This is a genomic window from Alcanivorax sp. HI0044 (assembly GCF_001634945.1).
In genome coordinates this window covers 1-18,984 of record NZ_LWEZ01001218.1, presented here as the reverse complement: position 1 = coordinate 18,984, position 18,984 = coordinate 1, and the positions used below count along the sequence as shown (strand labels likewise).

Genomic DNA, 18,984 nt, shown 5'->3' with positions numbered 1-18,984 from the left:
CATCCGAGCGCTGGACCCACCCGGTGCAGAACTGGAATCTGACGCTGTCACAGATGGCCATCCACTTCCCCGAGCGCCTGGACAAATACATCAGCCTGTGAGGCTGCTGGCTGTGACACAGAGTTTTGAACACCCTCGAGATCTCGCATCTTGAATCCGCCTCTTTGTTTATCTTTAAGAGCTAGCAGCGGCAACAACCAGAGCAGAAAACACAGTCAGCACCAATGAAAAAGTAACACGTATACGGATCGCATATTTTTTTACATCTTGGCTGGATAAAAGTTTCCACCCAGATCCAAATGCATACCTCAAAACAAGAGCAACTATTCTTGGATCTTGGCTCGATCGGGATCCCTCGTACAAAACTCCTTTAGCTCGCGTCTCCTCTATTAGATCAGGACACTCCTTTCGGATAATATTGAGCAATTTAAAGTAGGAGTGTAAGTAGAAAGCAGTACCTATAGCCATCACCATGCCGAGTAATTGAACCCAGAACATACCCGCTCCTAAAATTTTAATTCCGGGGTCAGGGCGTTCCTTTTGCCACTTGGGACATAGGGCAAGATCTGAATCATTCTATTCATGTCACTTCAACTCAACTTTATTAAGACTTTGAATCTCGTTTTCGCATTGCTCAGTCTCAACTGGACTTATATCAGCGCTTTTACACTGGAGACAGAAGTTCAACGTTAGCTTAAAACAGTAAACCCCACCGGGGTCGGTCATGCTGGAAACACCTTTACCAAACCCAAAGGAGGTCAATGTTCTTGGCTCCACTTTGGTATCGCCGGGCTCAACCTCAGTGTCGAAGAATGAACCGTTAGGCAATGACCCAGACAGGACACCATTTACCATCACATCATATTGATTAGTCCCACCAGCAAACGCCTGATCTCTATATACGTAGACTTTGCTCATGGCAGGGTCATCATTAGCCATCCCCTCATATTTCCCGCTGGACACAACCGGCGTGGCGATAGTGCACCCCCAAAAAAATGACATTGATAACGCAATGATGACTGTTTTTATAACCAACTTCATAACCCTTCCTTTTAAAAAAAACCCCAGTAACAAATCGAAAATAAGAGGCTGAGAGCAAGTCCTGCTGAATGCAGCGCTAATCTGAACCCCGGCCTCTGCTTAAAAACCAACCCTATCTCAAACACTTACAAAAATATGTAAGCCATATCCTACAAGTTCAACTTGCGCGTGGATGAAAACGGGCGGGAATTCAATAAACGAAAAGGCCTAGGCAGGAGGCTTCTTGGCGGCAAGGATTGCCGCTTTTCTTGCGGGTTTCCCTTGATGCTATGACTTCTGGAGACGCGGAAAATCCAGGTAATTTCTTAAGAGTAATACCGAACGTGCGCTACCGATTCACCAGCCGCCTGGCCTTCCAATACCGCTGACTCCAATAGGGATTGTTGAGCGACGACTGCATGACGCCACTACTCACCGACGCATGCATAAATTCATCCCCACCCATATAGATTCCCACGTGGCGATTGCCCGGTCCGGTTTTGAAGAACACCAGGTCGCCCACTTCCAGTTCGTTGCGGGCCACAGGCTCGCCTTCCTGCATCAGGGCGGAGGTGGTGCGGGGGACTTTCATGTTCAGCTGCGAAAGGAAGGTGAGATAGACGAAGCCAGAACAGTCCACGCCTTGCGTGCTGAGGCCACCGTATTGATAAGGCACGCCCTGCCAGTCTTCTTTCTGGGCGAGCAGGCTGTCGAGGATCAGGGTCTGCCGGGGCGGCAGCTCCTGCGGGGTTTCCGCTATTTCAGGTTGTGGGGATTGCCGTTCGGCGGGCACCAGGCTGCAGGCTGCCAGGCTGGTTAATACCAGGAGCAGGCAGGGAAGCCGGACAGGAATGGCGGTATAGCGGGGCATGGCGTGATAGTGATGGCTGACTTAAGGAGTCAGGCAGCCGGGCGGCGGGAAGGTTCCATAAGAACCATCTTGATGCAGGAGCGCCACTTGAGGCGCGATCCCGAGCTTTGGCGAGGGCATTCAACCGATCCTTCGCTTTGGCTCAGGTTCGCGCCTCAAGTGGCGCTCCTACAATGGGTTCGCTGTTAGGCCTGGGCCAGCTCGTCGCGCATTTGCTGGATGACGGTGGCGTAGTCGTCTTTGCCGAAGATGGCGGAGCCGGCCACGAAGGTGTCGGCGCCGGCGGCGGCGACTTCACGGATGTTCTTTTCGGAGACGCCGCCATCCACTTCCAGGCGGATATCGTAGCCGCTGGCGTCGATCAGCTGGCGCACGACGCGGGTCTTGTCCAGGGTGGAAGGAATGAATTTCTGGCCGCCGTAGCCCGGGTTCACGCTCATCAGCAGGATCATGTCCAGCTTGTCCATCACGTATTCCAGGCAGTCGGGGCGAGTGGCCGGGTTGAGCACCAGGCCGGCCTTGCAGCCGTAGCTCTTGATCAGCTGCAGGGAGCGGTCCACGTGCTGGCTGGCTTCCGGGTGGAAGGTGATATAGCTGGCGCCGGCTTCGGCGAACATGCTGATCAGCTCATCCACCGGGCTGACCATCAGGTGCACGTCGATGGGGGCGGTGATGCCGTGGTCGCGCAGGGCCTTGCAGACCATGGGGCCGATGGTCAGGTTGGGCACGTAATGGTTGTCCATCACGTCGAAATGGATCACATCGGCGCCGGCCGCCAGCACCGCGTCGCACTCTTCACCCAGACGGGCAAAGTTGGCGGCAAGGATGGAGGGGGCGATCAGATAATCCTGCTTGGGCATGGGGCATCCTCATAAAAACAGTTGCGAGTGGCGAGTTTCGAGTTGCGAAAAGCAAGATCCAAGGCTGTGGTTTGTCCTTTCGATACTCGCTTCTCGAAATTCGTCACTCTCCCGGAATGGCTTGTGTCATTCCGGCGCTATTCAGCAATCGATCCAGTTCATCCAGACGTTCCGGGGTGCCGATATCCCACCACTGGCCGCGGTGGTGTTCACCGCTGGCCGCGTTTTCCGCCATGGCCGCCCGCAATAGCGGCGCCAGTTTCGCTACACCGTCGGGCAGGTTGGCGAACACGGCGGGATCAAAGCGGCCAATGCCGGCATAGGTGAGCCTGGGCTCGGCATTATCGCGCAACCGACCGGCGTCTGTCAGATGAAAATCCCCTTGCGGGTGGTGCGCCGGGTTATCCGCCAGCACCAGATGCACCGGGTCCGGGCGATCCTCCACCAGCCGGGACAGATCAAAATCGGTCCAGATATCGCCGTTGACCAGCGCAAAGGGCTGATCGCCCAGCAACGACAGCGCGCGCTTGATGCCCCCGGCGGTTTCCAGGGGCGTGCCTTCGTGGGAGTAAACGATGGGAATGCCGTAGCGGGCACCGTCACCCAGCGTGGCCGCCAGCGTCTCGCCCAGCCAGCCGGTGTTGATCACCAGGGACTCGATACCGGCGTCGCGCAGGGCCTCGATGTGGTATTCGATGAGCGCCTTACCACCGGCCTGCAATAACGGTTTGGGGGTGTGGTCGGTGAGTGGCCGCATGCGCTTGCCGTAGCCGGCAGCCAGAATCATCGCCTTCACTCGTTATCCTCGATCTGGTCCAGAATCCACTGCAGGTCCGCCAGCTCCGGGCGACGGGCGATGACCGTGCGCAGGTAGGCAAAGAAACGGGGCACATCGCCCAGGTACTTGGGCTTGCCATCGCGGTGACAGATGCGGGCAAAGATACCGATCACCTTGATATGGCGCTGGGCGCCCATCAAATCGCAATCGCGCAGGAAGTCCTCAAAGGACGCCGGTACCGGCAAGCCTGCCGCCCTGGCCTTGTCGAAATATTCGCGCAGCCAGCTAAGCACCCGCTCTTCCGGCCAGCTCAGGAAGGCATCCTTGAACAGACTGATCACGTCATAGCTGATCGGCCCGGCCACCGCATCCTGGAAGTCGATCACCCCGGGATTCGGCTCAGACACCATCAAATTGCGCGGCATATAGTCGCGGTGCACAAACACCTGGGGCTGCGCCAGGGCAGAGCGAATCAGCACGTCGAACACCCGGTCCAGCCGCTGGCGCAGTTCCCCGGTCACCACCTTTTCGCGGTGGCGGAACAGGTACCACTGCGGAAACAGTTCCAGCTCCCGCTGCAACAACGCTTCGTCGTACTGCGGCAAGCCGGTGGTATCGGTATGCAATTGCTGGGTAATCAGGGCATCGATGGCAGCGCTGTACCAGTCGTTGGCATTGGCTTCGGTCAGGGCGTTCAGCCAGGTCTGCGTGCCCATATCACTGAGCAGCAAAAAGCCCTGCTGCAAATCCTGATGAACAATGGCCGGCACGTGCAGGCCGGCCTGTTTCAGGCGCTCGGCAATATCCACGAAGGGGCGACAATCTTCCTGTTCCGGCGGGGCATCCATGGCTACCAGGCTAGTATCGCCGTGAAAATAACGGAAATAGCGGCGGAAGCTGGCGTCCGCTGACGCAGGTTCACCGGCCACAGGCTCACCAAGGTAAGCGCTTACCCACTGGTCAAGAGCGTGCTTTCTCGGGTCCGGGCTTGCTTCAGATTTACTTTTATCAGGCTGCATTGCCTTCCTTGTTCGATTACACTGCCGCTTTTGGTGGACGGAAAGCCCGCCCGCCATAAAGCGGCCTTTTTACCTGTTCTGAGCAGCTGATGCCACTGCCCATACCACGATTATTGATTCCTGCCCTGCTGCTTGCCTCAGGGGCCAGCCTTGCGGAAAACGACCTGAACTGGGTTGACCGCGAAGAGATGGCCACGTTCCCTGCCGTGCAGCAGCGCCCGATACCCGAGTGGTGCGGTGGCATCTACTATAACCCCAGTATCGGCACCCCCGTAGCGGGCAGCGATACCGTGGTGACCGCCGATCACTCCACGCTTACCCAGGACGGCTTGATTAAACTGGATGGCGATGTGCTGATTGAACAGCCCGGCCGTCGTATTACCACCGACATTGCCGAGCTCGATCAAGCCACCGGCAAGTTCGAGCTGGAAAGTGGCATGCGCCTGGAAAGTGACCGCGCCACCTTTATTGCCGACAACATGAGCGGCCAGACCCGCCGCAAGGAAGGTAGCCTGCAAGGCGTGCGTTACTCCATGTTCGACAATGGCGCCCGCGGCAACGCCGATTATATCTTCCTGAACCAGAACACCACCACCATCACCAACGGCACCTATACCACCTGCGCCCCCGGTTCCAACGGCTGGGTGATGCAGGGCGACCGTATTTTTCTGGACCGGGACAAGGGCTGGGGTGAAGCCAACAACGTGGTGCTGAAGGTCAAGAGCATGCCGATTTTCTGGCTGCCCTGGATGACCTTCCCCATTGATGACCGGCGCAAGAGCGGCCTGCTGTTCCCGACCCTGTCCGTGGGTGACAGTGGTGGGCTGGATATCTCCCAGCCCATTTACCTGAACCTGCATCCACAGTTCGACGCCACCATCGCCCCCCGCTATATCGACGGCCGGGGCAGCGGCGTGGACAGCGAATTCCGCTACCTGTCCCGCTGGGGCGAAGGCAGCCTCAGCTATGGCGTGCTGTTCAATGACCGCAAGTTCGACAACGAAAATCGCCAGGTGGGCCGCTGGACGCATAACGGCAACATCAACCGCTGGAGCCTGGAGACCGATTTCACCTATGTCTCCGATGACTTCTACTTCAAGGATCTGGATACCGGGCTGGAAATCAGCTCCCAGACCCACCTGCCCCGGCTGGCAGAGGCCCGCTACTACGGGCGCACCTGGCAGGTACTGGGCCGGCTGCAATCCTGGCAGACCATCGACCCGACCCTGGATGACGCCGACCTGCCCTACCGGCGCCTGCCCCAGCTGCAATTGACCGGCGACCCGACACTCTACGGCCCGGTGAAAGGGCTGTGGCTATCCGACGTTACCGCCTTCGACCGCAGTGACTCCGACGACAGCGGCAAAGCCACCGGCCTGCGTGGCCACATGGCCCCGGCCCTGACCATGCGCCTGCAAAAACCCTGGGGCTATGTGGAACCCCGCACCCGGCTGTACCACACCCAATACCAGCTCGATAACGTGGACGCCAATGCTGAAGACAGCCCGGACATGACCACCTGGGGCGCCAGCCTGGACTCCGGCCTGTTCTTCGAGCGCCCCGGCAACTGGTTCGGCTCCACCTATACCCAAACCCTGGAACCGCGCCTGTTCCTCAACAAGGTGGCCTACGAAGACCAGAGCGAACTCCCCAACTTCGATTCCGGCGAGCTGACCTTCTCCTACAATTCCCTATTCCGGGAAAACCGCTTCATCGGTTACGACCGTATTGGCGACGAAGAAAAATTGGCGGTAGGCCTGACCAGCCGCTTCCTGCATGATGGCACCGGCCGCGAGCAGCTGCGCCTGCGCGTGGCCCAGGGCTTCTATTTTGAAGACCGCAAAGTGATTACCGACCGGGCCGTGGAAGACCCCACCGACGACCAGACCCCGGTTATCGGCGACGCCCGCTGGAACTTTGCACGCGATTGGTACCTCTACTCAGAAGCCCAGTGGGATACCGAAGAGAACAAGCGCGAACGGTCCAACTTCCAGATCGGCTATAACGACCGGGAGCGCCGCGTCGTCAACCTGGGCTATCACGACCGCCCGGCAGACGACATCCGCGAATCGGAAGTCAGCGCTATTCTGCCGGTTCACCGACACTGGCGGCTGGTTGGCCGCTGGATGTACGACCTGGACAACCAGCGCACACTGGAAACCATGGCCGGTGCCGAATACCGTAATTGCTGCTGGAAGCTGCGACTGCTCAGCCAGCGCGAGCTGGTGGATGACAACGGCGACGGCAACCTCGAGGCGGACAGCACCATCTGGTTCCAGATCCAGATGATCGGCCTGGGCGGCTTTGGCGGCCAGGTGGATTCCCTGCTGGAGCGCAGCATTCCGGGATACAGGAGACAGTATGATTGATAGAACGCAGCACGCTGCACGCCGCACGCTGCATGCCAGACACACCCTGCTTGGCCTGCTGGCCATGGCCGTGCTGATGTTGCCGGCCTGGAGCCAGGCCAAGGTGCAGATGCTCGACCGCATCGTCGCCGTGGTTAACGACGGCGCCATCATGGCCAGCGAACTGGATGAGCGGATCAACACCATCGCCCTGCAGTTTCAGGAAAAAGGCCAGCAACTGCCGCCCCCGGCAGTGATGCGCGAACAGGTGCTCGACCGTATGGTGCTGGAACGCCTGCAGCTGCAACTGGCTGAACGGGCCGGCATCAAGGTCGACGACGCCAGCCTCAACCAGGCCCTGGCCGGCATCGCCCGCCAGAATGGCATGAGCCTGGAAGACTTTGCCACCGCCCTGCGCGAAGACGGCTACGACTGGCCCCAGTTCCGCGAACAAATCCGCGAAGACATGGTGATCTCCCGCCTGCAACAGCGCAGCGTCGCCTCTCGCATTCAGGTAACCGACCGGGAAGTGGATCGCTTCCTGAGCTCGGAAATGGGCAAACAGATGTTCCAGGAAGACTTCCACCTGGGCCACATCCTGGTCCGCGTACCGGCTGAAGCCAGCCCGGAGGACATCACCCAGGCCCGCAGCAAAGCCGAAAGCATCGTCAAAAAACTCAATGACGGTGGTAACTTCCAGCAACTGGCGGTGGCCGAATCCGATGGCCCCAAAGCGTTGGAAGGCGGCGATCTGGGCATGCGCCCGGCGGCCCAATGGCCCACCCTGTTTGCGGAAAATGCCATCGACCTGAATAAAGGCGAGATTTCCGAGCCACTGCGTTCCGGTGCGGGTTTCCATATTCTGAAGATGATCGACCGCAAGGGCGGCGCCGAAAAAGTGGTGACGCAATATCAGGTTCGCCATGTACTGATCAAAACCGACGCCCTGACCAGCGCCGAGCAAGCCCACAAGCAGGCGATACGGCTCCACGACGAAATCGCCGCAGGCAGCCGCCAGTTCAGCGAGACCGCCGCTGAATTCTCCGACGACCCGGGCAGCGCCCGCAATGGCGGTGAACTGGGCTGGGTCAACAAAGGCGAAATGGTCCCCGAATTCGAAGACATGATGCTCAACACCCCCGTGGGTGAGCTGTCCCCGGTGTTCGAAAGCCAGTTCGGCTGGCACTTCCTGCGCGTAGACGATGTGCGTGATGCGGACATGAGCGCCGAATTCCGCCGTATGCAGGCCACCCAGGCCCTGCAGAAACGCCGCTTCGAAGAAGAGCTGGAAACCTGGGTGCAGGAAAAACGCAGCGAGTCCTATGTGGATATCAGGCTATGACGGAACGCCTGACGCCGGATGCCAGATGCCGGACAACGCTTGGCCGTGCTAAAACGCAGCGCCATTCCTTCCAGCACAAGCTAGAGGGTGCTCTCTCCCGTTTGCGGGAGAGGGAGAGGGCATTGGCTTCCGGGGCCCAGCCTCCGGCATTCTGCTAACCCATGTCTCTCGCGCCGCCATCACCTATCGCCATCACCTATGGTGACCCGGCAGGGATCGGGCCGGATCTGGTCCTGACCCTGCCGGATGCTTTTGCCGACGCCCCGCTGGTGGTTATCGGCGATCGCCAGGTGCTGACCGAACGGGCGCAGCAACTGGCCCTGACGGTGCCGCTGGGCGACTGGCAACCCGGCCAGCCACTCCCCACAGGCTGCCTGCCGGTCTGGCATACCCCCGCCGGCGCCAGCGTCACCGCTGGCCAGCCGAATCCGGCCACCGCCAGCGGCACACTCACCATGCTTACCCGCGCCGCCCAGGGCTGCCTGGACGGCACCTTCTCGGCCATGGTCACCGCCCCGGTGGCCAAGAATGTGATTTGTGAGGGCGCCGACCCCACCTTCACCGGGCACACCGAGTTTCTCGCTGAACAGGCGGGGGGGGCGCAGGTGGTGATGATGCTCACCGCCCCGGCCCAAAAGCAGGATTTGCGGGTGGCCCTGGCCACCACTCACCTGCCCCTGAGTCAGGTACCGGCGGCAATTACCCCGGCGAGCCTGATACGCACCCTGACCATTCTCCGTGACGATCTGATCGGCAAATACCGGATTGCCGAGCCTCGCATCATGGTACTGGGGCTCAACCCCCATGCCGGCGAAGGCGGGCATCTGGGGCGCGAAGAACTGGATGTGATCATCCCCACGCTGGAACAGCTGCGCGCCCAGGGCATGGCCCTCACCGGCCCGCTACCCGCCGACACCGCCTTCCAGCCACATCTACTGGAACAGCACGATGCGGTACTGGCCATGTATCATGACCAGGGCCTGCCCGTGCTCAAATACGCCGGTTTTGGCGAAGCCATCAACATCACCCTGGGGTTGCCTTTCATACGCACCTCCGTGGACCATGGCACCGCCTTCGACCTGGCAGGCAGTGGCACAGCCAGCGCCGGCAGCCTGATCGCCGCCACGCGCCAGGCATTGGCGCTGGCCTCAGCGCAATCTGATGCCTGAGGCTGCGCTGATTGCGCATTGATAAAACACGGACAAGACACACCACCCGGCCCCGACCTGAGACCCGCTATGACAGAACACCGCACCCGTAAACGCTTTGGCCAGCACTTCCTGCACGACCGCAACCTGGTCGACCGCATGATCCGCACCCTGGGCCTGCAGGCGGGCGACACCCTGGTGGAAATCGGGCCGGGCCGGGGCGCCCTGACTTACCCCTTGCTGGAAGAGATCCCGCATTTGCATGTGGTCGAGCTGGACCGGGACCTGATCGCCCTGCTGCGCCAGGAAAACACCCCCGACCGGCTGACCATTCACGAAAGCGACGCCCTGCGGTTTGATTTCCGCACCCTGAAACCGGCGGACAAGCCCCTGCGGGTGATCGGCAACCTGCCTTACAACATCTCCACCCCGCTGATCTTTCACCTGCTCGCCCAGGCCGACGCCATCAGCGACATGACCTTCATGCTGCAAAAGGAAGTTGTTGAACGGCTCACCGCCAGCCCCGGCACCCGCGACTGGGGGCGCCTGTCGATCATGGTCCAGTATCACTGTCAGGCGGATTACCTGTTCTTTGTGCCTCCGGAAGCATTCAGCCCTCCTCCCCGGGTGGACTCCGCCGTGGTCCGGCTGATTCCCCATGCCAGCCCGCCACATCCGGCGGATGACGAAGACCACCTGCGCAAACTGGTGGCCCAGGCCTTCACCCAACGGCGCAAGGCCATCCGTAATGGGTTAAAATCCTGGGTTAGCGCCGAACAATTCGAAGCGCTTGGCATTGATGCCGGCCTGCGCCCGGACCAGCTGTCCGTGGCCGATTATGTGGCACTGGCGAACATCAGCCGCCCGAACGCCGACGAAGACAAGGGAGAAAGCACGCCATGAGCGTCACCGAACAAGGCAACAGCGATACCGCCAACGGCGACTCCCGCCACGACATCCGGGTATCCGTGGAAACCGAATTCCTGCCAGACCAGAGCGACGCAGAAAGCGATCGCTGGGTCTTTGCCTACCACATCAGCATCCACAATCAGGGCGCCGTCAGCGCCCGCCTGCTCACCCGCCACTGGGTGATCACCGATGGTGACGAGCGCGTACAGGAAGTCCACGGCGAAGGCGTCATCGGCGAACAGCCCCATATCGCCCCCGGCCAGACCTTCCGCTACACCAGCGGCGCCATCCTGGAAACCGAAGTGGGCAGCATGCGTGGCAGTTACCAGATGATTGGCGAAGATGGCATCCACTTTGACGCACAAATCCCCGCCTTCACCCTTGCGGTACCGCATGCATTGCACTGATTACGCAGGATGCCCAAGGCCTGACGCCCGACGCATGGCCGTTCCGGCCATCATTTTTCAAACCCGCCACAGCGGGAGCGTCAGGCATCAGGCATCCTGCGTCCGGTTTATCACCGGAGGCGCCTTATGAGCGACTACGCCATTGGTGACCTGCAGGGCTGTCTGGGCGCGTTTGACTGTCTGCTGGAGAAAATCGGCTTCAACGCCGATCGTGACCGCCTGTTTCTGGCCGGGGATCTGGTCAATCGGGGGCCGGACTCGCTGGGCACCCTGCGCCGCGTCCACGCCCTGCGTGACAACGTGCATACCGTGCTGGGCAACCATGACCTGCATCTGCTGGCGGTGGCCGACGGCACCTCCCGCAGCAAACGCAAAGATACCCTCAGCGAGATCCTCGATGCACCGGATCGCGCCGAACTGCTCGGTTGGTTACAACAACAGCCCCTGCTGATTCCCCTGCCGGAACACAACGCAGTAATGACCCACGCTGGCATTCCGCCATTGTGGTCACTGGAGCAGGCCAGCCGGCGGGCCGCAGAAGTGGAAACCGTGCTCCGCAGCGACGCCGCCGACACCTTCTTCACCCATATGTACGGCAACACCCCCGCCGGCTGGGACGAACAACTCAGCGGCACGGACCGCTGGCGGGTGATCACCAACCACTTCACCCGCATGCGTTTCGTGGATCAGGACGGCGAGCTGGACCTGACCAGCAAAGGCGAGCCCGACCAGCCCCCCGCCGGGTTCATGCCCTGGTTCCTGCACCCCCGCCGGGTACTCACCGACACCCGCATCCTGTTCGGTCACTGGGCTGCCCTGGAAGGCCACAGCGGAGTCGACAAGGTCGACGCACTGGATACCGGCTGCGTCTGGGGTGGCACTTTGACAGCATTGCGCCTGGACGATCAGGTACGCATCCAGTGCGACTGCTAATCCGTCGTTAAGCACCACGAGTCGTTTCCTTTCCGCCATCCGCAGGTTCCCTTATGCCTGCGGGGAAACCCGCCCGGCGACCGCACAACACGCCTGGTCAACGTTACCGACACCTCGTCATTTTTTTAAAAAAAGTTGCCCGCTTTTCTTTGACTTGTTCCGCCGTTTGGTTCCATGCTAAAGCCAAGACATGCGTTCAGGCGGCGATGACGCGCAGCCCGTTTCCCCCTTTCTTAACGCCATAGCCGACTGACTTTTATCGATAAAGGAAAAACCCTTCATGTAGTTTTGTTGTGACAATGTGCGTTCCGCCAGGAGGAAGCAGGCATGAGTATAATCAGCCACTACCAGGCCCGGTTTGATGCGACCCAGCAAGAAGAAATGTCGCTGGAAGAGTACCTGGAACTGTGCAAGAACGACCCCAGCGCTTACGCCACTGCCGCTGAGCGCATGCTGATGGCCATCGGCGAACCGGAAATGGTCGATACCGCGCAAGACCCTCGCCTGTCACGAATCTTCTCCAACAAGATTATCCGCCGCTACCCCGCCTTCGACGAGTTCTACGGGCTCGAAGACGTCATCGAAAACATCGTCAGCTACTACCGGCACGCCGCCCAGGGCCTGGAAGAAAAGAAACAGATTCTCTATTTGCTTGGGCCGGTGGGTGGCGGCAAATCCTCCCTGGCCGAAAAGCTCAAGGCGCTGATGCAGAAAGTGCCCTTCTATGCGCTCAAGGGCTCGCCGGTAAACGACTCGCCACTGACACTATTCAACCCGGAAGAAGACGGCCCCATCCTCGAAGAGGAATACGGTATTCCCCGCCGTTATATCCGCACCATCATGTCCCCCTGGGCGGTCAAGCGTTTGCATAAATTCGGTGGCGACCTGAGCCAGTTTCGCGTGGTAAAACGCTACCCCTCCATTCTCGACCAGATCGCGGTGGCCAAAACCGAACCCGGTGATGAAAACAACCAGGACATTTCCGCCCTGGTGGGCAAGGTGGATATTCGCAAGCTGGAGGACTTCTCCCAGGATGATCCGGACGCCTACTCTTTTTCCGGGGGGCTGTGCCGGGCCAACCAGGGCCTGCTTGAGTTCGTGGAAATGTTCAAGGCACCGATCAAGGTGTTGCACCCATTGCTCACAGCCACCCAGGAAGGAAACTACAACGGCACCGAGCACATGGGCGCCATCCCTTTCGATGGCATGGTGTTGGCGCATTCCAACGAAGCCGAGTGGCATAGCTTCCGCAACAACAAGAACAACGAAGCCTTTATCGACCGGGTCTATATCGTCAAGGTGCCCTATTGCCTGCGCGTCACCGAAGAGGTGCTGATCTACGACAAGCTGTTGCGCAACTCCAGCCTGCGTGATGCCCACTGCGCCCCGGATACCCTGCACATGCTTGCACAATTCTCCACACTTACCCGGCTGAAAGAACCGGAGAACTCCAGCATTTATTCAAAGATGCGCGTTTATGACGGCGAGAACCTGAAAGACGTGGACCCCCACGCCAAATCCATGCAGGAGTACCGCGACATGGCCGGCGTGGATGAGGGCATGGCCGGGCTCTCCACCCGTTTTGCTTTCAAGATTCTCTCCAAGGTATTCAACTATGACCACTCGGAGGTAGCAGCCAACCCGGTGCACCTGATTCATGTGCTCGAGCAGCGCATTGAGCAGGAACAGTTCCCGCAGGAAAAATCAGAACAATACCGTCGCTTTATCAAGGAATACCTGGTGCCGCGCTACGTAGAGTTCATCGGCAAGGAAATCCAGACTGCTTATCTCGAATCTTATTCCGAGTATGGCCAGAACATTTTCGACCGCTACGTCATCTATGCAGACTTCTGGATTCAGGATCAGGAGTTCCGCGACCCGGATACCGGTGAAATATTCGACCGCCAGGCGCTCAATGAAGACCTGGAAAAAATCGAAAAACCGGCCGGCATCTCCAACCCCAAGGACTTCCGCAACGAAGTGGTCAACTTCGTCCTTCGTGCCCGCGCCAACAACCACGGCAAGAACCCCAGCTGGCTCAGCTACCAGAAACTGCGCGATGTGATCGAAAAGAAAATGTTCTCCAACACCGAAGACCTGCTGCCCGTCATTTCCTTTAACGCCAAAGGCAGCGAGGACGACCAGCGTAAACACAATAACTTCGTGCAACGCATGGTCTCCCGCGGCTACACGGAAAAGCAGGTACGCCTGCTGTCCGAGTGGTACCTGCGGGTGCGTAAGGCGCAATAGGAGACGCAGCATGCTTCACGTAACACGCAACAACACGAAATAACGGTTTTAGCGTTACGCATTGCTCTCTCTACGCCTTGGCGCGATCGCGGAGACAACGTCAAAAAACGCCCAAGTCCCACCCACGTTGTTGCGTCAAGCGTGTCGCCTGAAGCTGCTTCCGGAGGAAGCCCATGAGCTACATTATTGACCGTCGCCTGAACGATAAACGCAAAAGCACCGTTAACCGGCAGCGCTTCCTGCGCCGCTATCGTTCGCACATTCGCGATGCCGTCAACGATGCGGTCAGCCGCCGTTCCATCAAGGACATGGAGCAAGGTGAGCGGATAAGCATTCCCCGCAAGGACCTGTCCGAACCCATTTTCCATCACGGCCCCGGCGGGCAACGCAGCATCGTCCACCCGGGCAACCAGGAATTTCATCAGGGAGACCGCATTCGCCGCCCGGACGGTGGCGGCGGAGGTGGGTCTGGTGAGGGCCAGGCCAGTGATCAGGGCGAGGGCAATGACGAGTTCGCCTTCGAAATCGACAAACAGGAGTTCCTCAATTTCCTGTTTGAAGACCTGGAGCTGCCCAATCTTCTCAAGCGTCACCTGGAAGGGGCACAGATCTTTCAACATCGTCACGGCGGCATCGTCAGCCAGGGCATGCCCGCCAAAATCAATATCGTCCGCTCCATGCGCCAGGCCTCCATGCGCCGCCGCGCCCTCACCGCCGCCACGCGCAAGAAAATACGCACCCTGAAAGCCGAACGGGATGCGCTTCTCGAACAGGATCAGTCGCCACAACGGCAAGCACGCTTGCAGGAGCTGGATGAACAGATCGCCCGACTGGAACGCCGGGTAGAACGCATTCCCTTTCTGGACACGGTGGACCTGCGCTACAACCATCATGTCAAAGTCCCGGTGCCGGTCAGCCGGGCGGTCATGTTCTGCATCATGGATGTGTCCGGCTCCATGAATCAGGACATGAAAGACCTGGCCAAACGTTTCTTTCTGCTTCTCTACCTGTTCCTTGAGCGTAACTACGAGCACACCGAGGTGGTCTTTATCCGACACCACACCAGCGCCAAGGAAGTTAATGAAGAAGAATTTTTCTACTCCCGGGAAACCGGCGGCACCATCGTATCCAGCGCGCTGAAGCTAACCCGCGACATCATCGAGGAACGCTATCCGGTTAACGAATGGAACCTGTATGCCGCCCAGGCCTCCGACGGTGATAACTGGAACGATGACTCACCCGCCTGCGCCAAACTGATCGAAGACGAACTGCTTCCCAAGCTGCAGTACTTTTCCTACGTGGAGGTCATGCCACGGGCTCATCAGGCGCTCTGGGACCACTACCAGAACATTATGCAGCGACACCCGTCTGCTTTTTCCATGGCCCAGATTGATGAGCCCGGGGAGATTTATCCGGTATTTCGCGAGCTGTTCAAAAAACGCATGGAGACCTGAGCATGTTTCTTTCAGAGGGCTCTGACTGGGATTTTGAATTACTGGCCCGCTACGACGAAGCCATTGCGGATCTGGCCCATAACAAATATGGCCTCGACACCTACCCCAACCAGATCGAGGTCATTTCGTCCGAACAAATGATGGATGCCTATTCTTCCGTGGGCATGCCGGTAGGCTACAACCACTGGTCATTCGGCAAACAGTTCGTGGAAGTCGAGGGGCGTTACCGGCGCGGGCATATGGGCCTGGCCTATGAAATCGTGATCAACTCCGACCCCTGCATCGCCTACCTGATGGAAGAAAACAACATCACCATGCAGGCGCTGGTCATCGCCCATGCCAGCTATGGACATAATTCATTCTTCAAGAACAACTACCTTTTCAAAACCTGGACAGATGCCTCGTCCATCATCGATTACCTGGTATTCGCCCGAAACTATATTGCGGACTGTGAGCAACGCCATGGCGTCAAGGCCGTGGAGGAAACCCTGGATTCCTGTCACGCGCTGATGAACTACGGGGTGGACCGCTACAAGCGCCCTTCGCCCATTTCCGCCGTGGAGGAAAAACGCCGGCAACGGGAACGGGAAGCGTCACTGCAGAAACAGATTTCGGAACTCTGGCGCACTTTCCCGCAGTTACAGCCTGCCGTTCAATTACGCGAGGAGACCCCGAACTTTCCGGCTGAGCCCCAGGAAAACCTGCTCTACTTCCTCGAAAAAAACGCCCCCTTACTGGCGCCCTGGCAGCGGGAAATCATCCGTATCGTGCGAAAGATGGCCCAGTACTTTTACCCCCAGCGCCAGACCAAGGTAATGAACGAAGGCTGGGCCTGCCTGTGGCACTACACCTTGCTGAACGATCTTTATGATCAGGGGAAAGTCACGGATGGCTTCATGCTTGAATTTCTCCAGAACCATAGCCAGGTGATTTACCAGCCGCCGTTCACTGCCCCCTTCTACAGCGGCATGAATCCCTACGCCCTGGGTTTCAACATGTTCCAGGACATCCGCCGCATCTGCGAAACCCCGGACGACGAAGACCGGGAATGGTTCCCGGAAATCGCCGGATCGGATTGGTTGGCCACGGTGAAATTCGCCATGGAAAGCTTCAAGGACGAGAGCTTTATTCAGCAGTTTCTTTCGCCGCGCCTGATCCGCTATTTCAAGTTTTTCCAGATCGCTGACGACGACCGTAACGACTACGTGGAAGTGGGCGCCATTCATAACGAACAAGGTTACCGCAAGGTCCGTGATGCGCTGGCAGAGCAATACAACCTGAGCATTCAGGAACCCAACATCCAGGTGGTCAACGCCAATGTCCACGGCGACCGCACGCTGACCTTGCGCCACCAACGCAGCAGCGGCCGGCCCCTGGATGAAAACAGTGCCCGCGAGGTACTACGCCATCTGCACCGCTTGTGGCAGTTCGAGGTCCGCCTGGAAAGTGTTGAGCACGGCAGCGTACTGAACGAATTCAGCATGCCACCGCCCACCGTTATTTCCTGATCCGGGCCAGGCTGACATCACGGCACCGGATCCGGGGTAGCGGCTGCCTCTGACTCTGCCATTTGCTTCAGCTGGCGGCGCACCTTGTGATCCCCCAGCAAGAAAAGCGACAACGCGAGCACAATCAATGCAGCGCCTGCCAGCACCAAAGCACCAAGGCTTTCGCCGTTGAACAAGCTACCCAGCGACAGCGCCAACACCGGTGTTATCAGCGTCACCAGCGCCACGGTGGCCGCAGGCAAGCGCGCCAGCACCTGGTAGTAGCAGTAAAAACCCAACAGCGAGCCAAACACCGCCAGATACAGGATGGCGGACAGGCCCCGATAGTCACCGCTAAAACTCAACGTCTGCCCGGTAATCAACATGCCGACGGCGTAGCAGGGTAACGACAACAGCAAGCCACCCACGGTTTGCTGCATGGGCTGCAGCCCGGCGGCCACACGTTGCACGGCGATGCCACTGCCGGCAAACAGGGTCACCGCGCTGAGCATCCACAGCAAACCGACGCCCCGGTCCCCCATGCCTTGCCCGGCAACCAGCACATGCAGGCTGTCATCAAATACCAATGCCAATCCGGCCAGGCCGATCAGGCAGGCACTCCAATGCCAGCGATTGAGCCGTACCCCACCCGGCAAGCCTTGCAGCATCAGCCCGGAAAGTAACGGCGCCAGGCCAAAAATCACCGAGATCAACCCGGAAGGCAGGTGCGCCGCCGCCATATAACTACAGCCCATGGCTCCAAAAATACCCGGCAGGGACGCCAGGTAGCTGAGCTGCGCCCGGCGATGCAGCGGCAACGGCTGGCCTTTCATCCACAACCAGCCCAGTCCCAGCAGCGCAGCGATGCCCATACGCACACCGGCTGCCGCCAGTGGCGCCATGGCCTCACCACTCCATTTAATCCCCAACGGCGTGGTTGCCCACACCGCCACCACGATCAAATACGCTGCCAGGGTTGGCATGTCGTTCTCCTAGGTTTGAGAGGAGCGAGTTGAAAGTTCAAAGTTGAAAGGCGCGATCAAGACAGGAGCCAACCGAACACCTCATTCACCGCGCCGCAAGCAAACGGCGAGTATTTCGCTCTATTAATCATGCAGCGCGGCGATAACGATCAATGAGTGACAAGGCCCTATTTCGCGCTTTTCAACTTTGAACTTTCAACTCGCAACTAAAACCGACCTGCAAACCCCCAAAACGAAAAAAGGCCGCGGGTCGGGGACGCTGCGGCCTTTTTTGATAACTGAAACTTTCAGTCACACAGCCGTCGTCCCTGCGCACGCCATTTGCGTGCACAGCGGTCGACGACCAGCATCAAAGAGTAATGGGCTGAAGTCGGTGCATCCTCGCCTCTGTTGTGCCTGAAAGAGCGGCAATCTAGGCGCGAGGAGCGATGTTTGGCTTGCCCAAATGAGCGACGAGCAACAACGAGTGCCGCTCTTTCAGGCGCAACCCGAAGGGCTGGGCCCCTTTTTCCGTCTGACTGCGCTGGATGAGACTCACATAGCGAACTATGCCGCGCCTCATCCAGCGCAGTCAGACAAAAAAATGAACTCCAGCAGAGACGAGGATGCACCGTCTTCAGCCCCTTAGTTTCAGTACGATAGAAAGCATGCGACCATTCTGCTCAAGAACTCACAGGTAAACAAGATGAAAGTGTATCTGGTGGGCGGTGCGGTGCGGGATTCCCTGCTCGGCCTCCCCGTGACGGAAAAGGACTGGGTCGTGGTTGGTGCCACTCCGGAAGAAATGGAAGCCAACGGGTTTCGCCCCGTGGGCAAGGATTTCCCGGTATTCCTGCACCCCGACACCCAGGAAGAATACGCCCTGGCCCGCACCGAGCGAAAATCCGGCCATGGCTACGGTGGCTTCACCTTCCATGCCGCCAGCGATGTCTCCCTGGAAGAGGACCTGATTCGCCGCGACCTGACCATCAATGCCATGGCGCGCTCAGAAGGTGGCGAGGTGGTCGACCCTTTTCATGGCAAGGTCGATCTAAAAGCCCGCTTGCTACGGCATGTTTCCCCCGCTTTTGCCGAAGACCCGCTGCGGGTATTGCGCGTGGCACGATTCGCTGCCCGTTATTACTGGCTCGGATTCCGCGTCGCTGACGACACCCTGACACTGATGCGCCAGCTCA

15 protein-coding genes and 1 pseudogene are annotated in these 18,984 nt (G+C 58.9%); 10 read left to right on the top strand and 6 right to left on the bottom strand.

The features are described from left to right. Window positions 1-585 precede the first annotated feature (585 nt). The 5 genes from A3730_RS17035 to A3730_RS17015 all read right to left on the bottom strand — a co-directional run bounded on the left by A3730_RS17035 (window position 586) and on the right by A3730_RS17015 (window position 4,548). Window positions 586-1,041, bottom strand: coding sequence for a DUF2846 domain-containing protein (locus tag A3730_RS17035; RefSeq protein ID WP_063521239.1), 456 nt, complete (start codon window positions 1,039-1,041; stop codon window positions 586-588). Window positions 1,042-1,369: 328 nt separating this feature from the next. Further along, window positions 1,370-1,891: an NlpC/P60 family protein gene (locus A3730_RS17030; RefSeq protein ID WP_082872434.1), complete on the bottom strand. Its 522-nt coding sequence runs from the start codon at window positions 1,889-1,891 to the stop codon at window positions 1,370-1,372. 185 nt (window positions 1,892-2,076) lie between these two features. Next, a complete protein-coding gene (gene rpe, locus A3730_RS17025; protein ID WP_063521238.1) occupies window positions 2,077-2,751 on the bottom strand; it encodes a ribulose-phosphate 3-epimerase in 675 nt (224 codons plus the stop codon). A gap of 103 nt (window positions 2,752-2,854) precedes the next feature. Then, complete coding sequence (murU, locus tag A3730_RS17020; RefSeq protein WP_063538515.1) at window positions 2,855-3,547, bottom strand: N-acetylmuramate alpha-1-phosphate uridylyltransferase MurU; 693 nt, start codon at window positions 3,545-3,547, stop codon at window positions 2,855-2,857. Then, on the bottom strand, window positions 3,544-4,548 hold the full coding sequence (locus tag A3730_RS17015) for an aminoglycoside phosphotransferase family protein (protein WP_063521273.1): 1,005 nt from the start codon (window positions 4,546-4,548) through the stop codon (window positions 3,544-3,546). Before A3730_RS17015 ends, murU begins: the two co-directional genes overlap by 4 nt. Window positions 4,549-4,637: 89 nt before the next feature. Here A3730_RS17015 and A3730_RS17010 point away from each other — a divergent pair, with 89 nt between their 5' ends. The 9 genes from A3730_RS17010 (at window position 4,638) to A3730_RS16970 (ending at window position 16,847) form a co-directional block, all read left to right on the top strand. Then, window positions 4,638-6,917, top strand: coding sequence for an LPS-assembly protein LptD (locus A3730_RS17010; protein WP_063521274.1), 2,280 nt, complete (start codon window positions 4,638-4,640; stop codon window positions 6,915-6,917). Then, entirely contained in the window at window positions 6,910-8,238 is a 1,329-nt protein-coding gene (locus tag A3730_RS17005) for a peptidylprolyl isomerase (protein WP_063521275.1), read from the top strand. The genes A3730_RS17010 and A3730_RS17005 overlap by 8 nt, the downstream gene beginning before the upstream one ends. A 161-nt stretch (window positions 8,239-8,399) precedes the next feature. Next, the gene (pdxA, locus tag A3730_RS17000; protein ID WP_063538513.1) at window positions 8,400-9,407 is read left to right on the top strand and encodes a 4-hydroxythreonine-4-phosphate dehydrogenase PdxA; all 1,008 of its coding nucleotides are present in this window, start codon (window positions 8,400-8,402) and stop codon (window positions 9,405-9,407) included. Window positions 9,408-9,476: 69 nt separating this feature from the next. Then, a complete protein-coding gene (rsmA, locus tag A3730_RS16995; protein ID WP_063519737.1) occupies window positions 9,477-10,289 on the top strand; it encodes a 16S rRNA (adenine(1518)-N(6)/adenine(1519)-N(6))-dimethyltransferase RsmA in 813 nt (270 codons plus the stop codon). Continuing rightward, window positions 10,286-10,702: a Co2+/Mg2+ efflux protein ApaG gene (gene apaG / locus A3730_RS16990; protein WP_063519736.1), complete on the top strand. Its 417-nt coding sequence runs from the start codon at window positions 10,286-10,288 to the stop codon at window positions 10,700-10,702. The genes rsmA and apaG overlap by 4 nt, the downstream gene beginning before the upstream one ends. Window positions 10,703-10,828: 126 nt before the next feature. Continuing rightward, window positions 10,829-11,635, top strand: coding sequence for a symmetrical bis(5'-nucleosyl)-tetraphosphatase (locus A3730_RS16985; RefSeq protein ID WP_063519735.1), 807 nt, complete (start codon window positions 10,829-10,831; stop codon window positions 11,633-11,635). A gap of 327 nt (window positions 11,636-11,962) precedes the next feature. Continuing rightward, window positions 11,963-13,885: a PrkA family serine protein kinase gene (locus A3730_RS16980; RefSeq protein ID WP_063519734.1), complete on the top strand. Its 1,923-nt coding sequence runs from the start codon at window positions 11,963-11,965 to the stop codon at window positions 13,883-13,885. A 173-nt stretch (window positions 13,886-14,058) separates the two neighbouring features. After that, window positions 14,059-15,339 carry a YeaH/YhbH family protein gene (locus A3730_RS16975; protein ID WP_063519733.1) on the top strand — a complete coding sequence of 427 codons (1,281 nt, stop codon included), beginning with the start codon at window positions 14,059-14,061 and terminating at the stop codon, window positions 15,337-15,339. A 2-nt stretch (window positions 15,340-15,341) separates the two neighbouring features. After that, a complete protein-coding gene (locus tag A3730_RS16970; RefSeq protein ID WP_063538511.1) occupies window positions 15,342-16,847 on the top strand; it encodes a SpoVR family protein in 1,506 nt (501 codons plus the stop codon). Between the two features lie 17 nt (window positions 16,848-16,864). On the opposite strand, the gene A3730_RS16965 is transcribed toward A3730_RS16970, so the two are convergent. Continuing rightward, entirely contained in the window at window positions 16,865-17,809 is a 945-nt protein-coding gene (locus A3730_RS16965; RefSeq protein WP_063519731.1) for a DMT family transporter, read from the bottom strand. Between the two features lie 685 nt (window positions 17,810-18,494). Between A3730_RS16965 and cca the strand changes: the two are divergent. Continuing rightward, window positions 18,495-18,984: pseudogene (gene cca, locus A3730_RS16960) on the top strand (multifunctional CCA tRNA nucleotidyl transferase/2'3'-cyclic phosphodiesterase/2'nucleotidase/phosphatase); the annotation flags it as partial.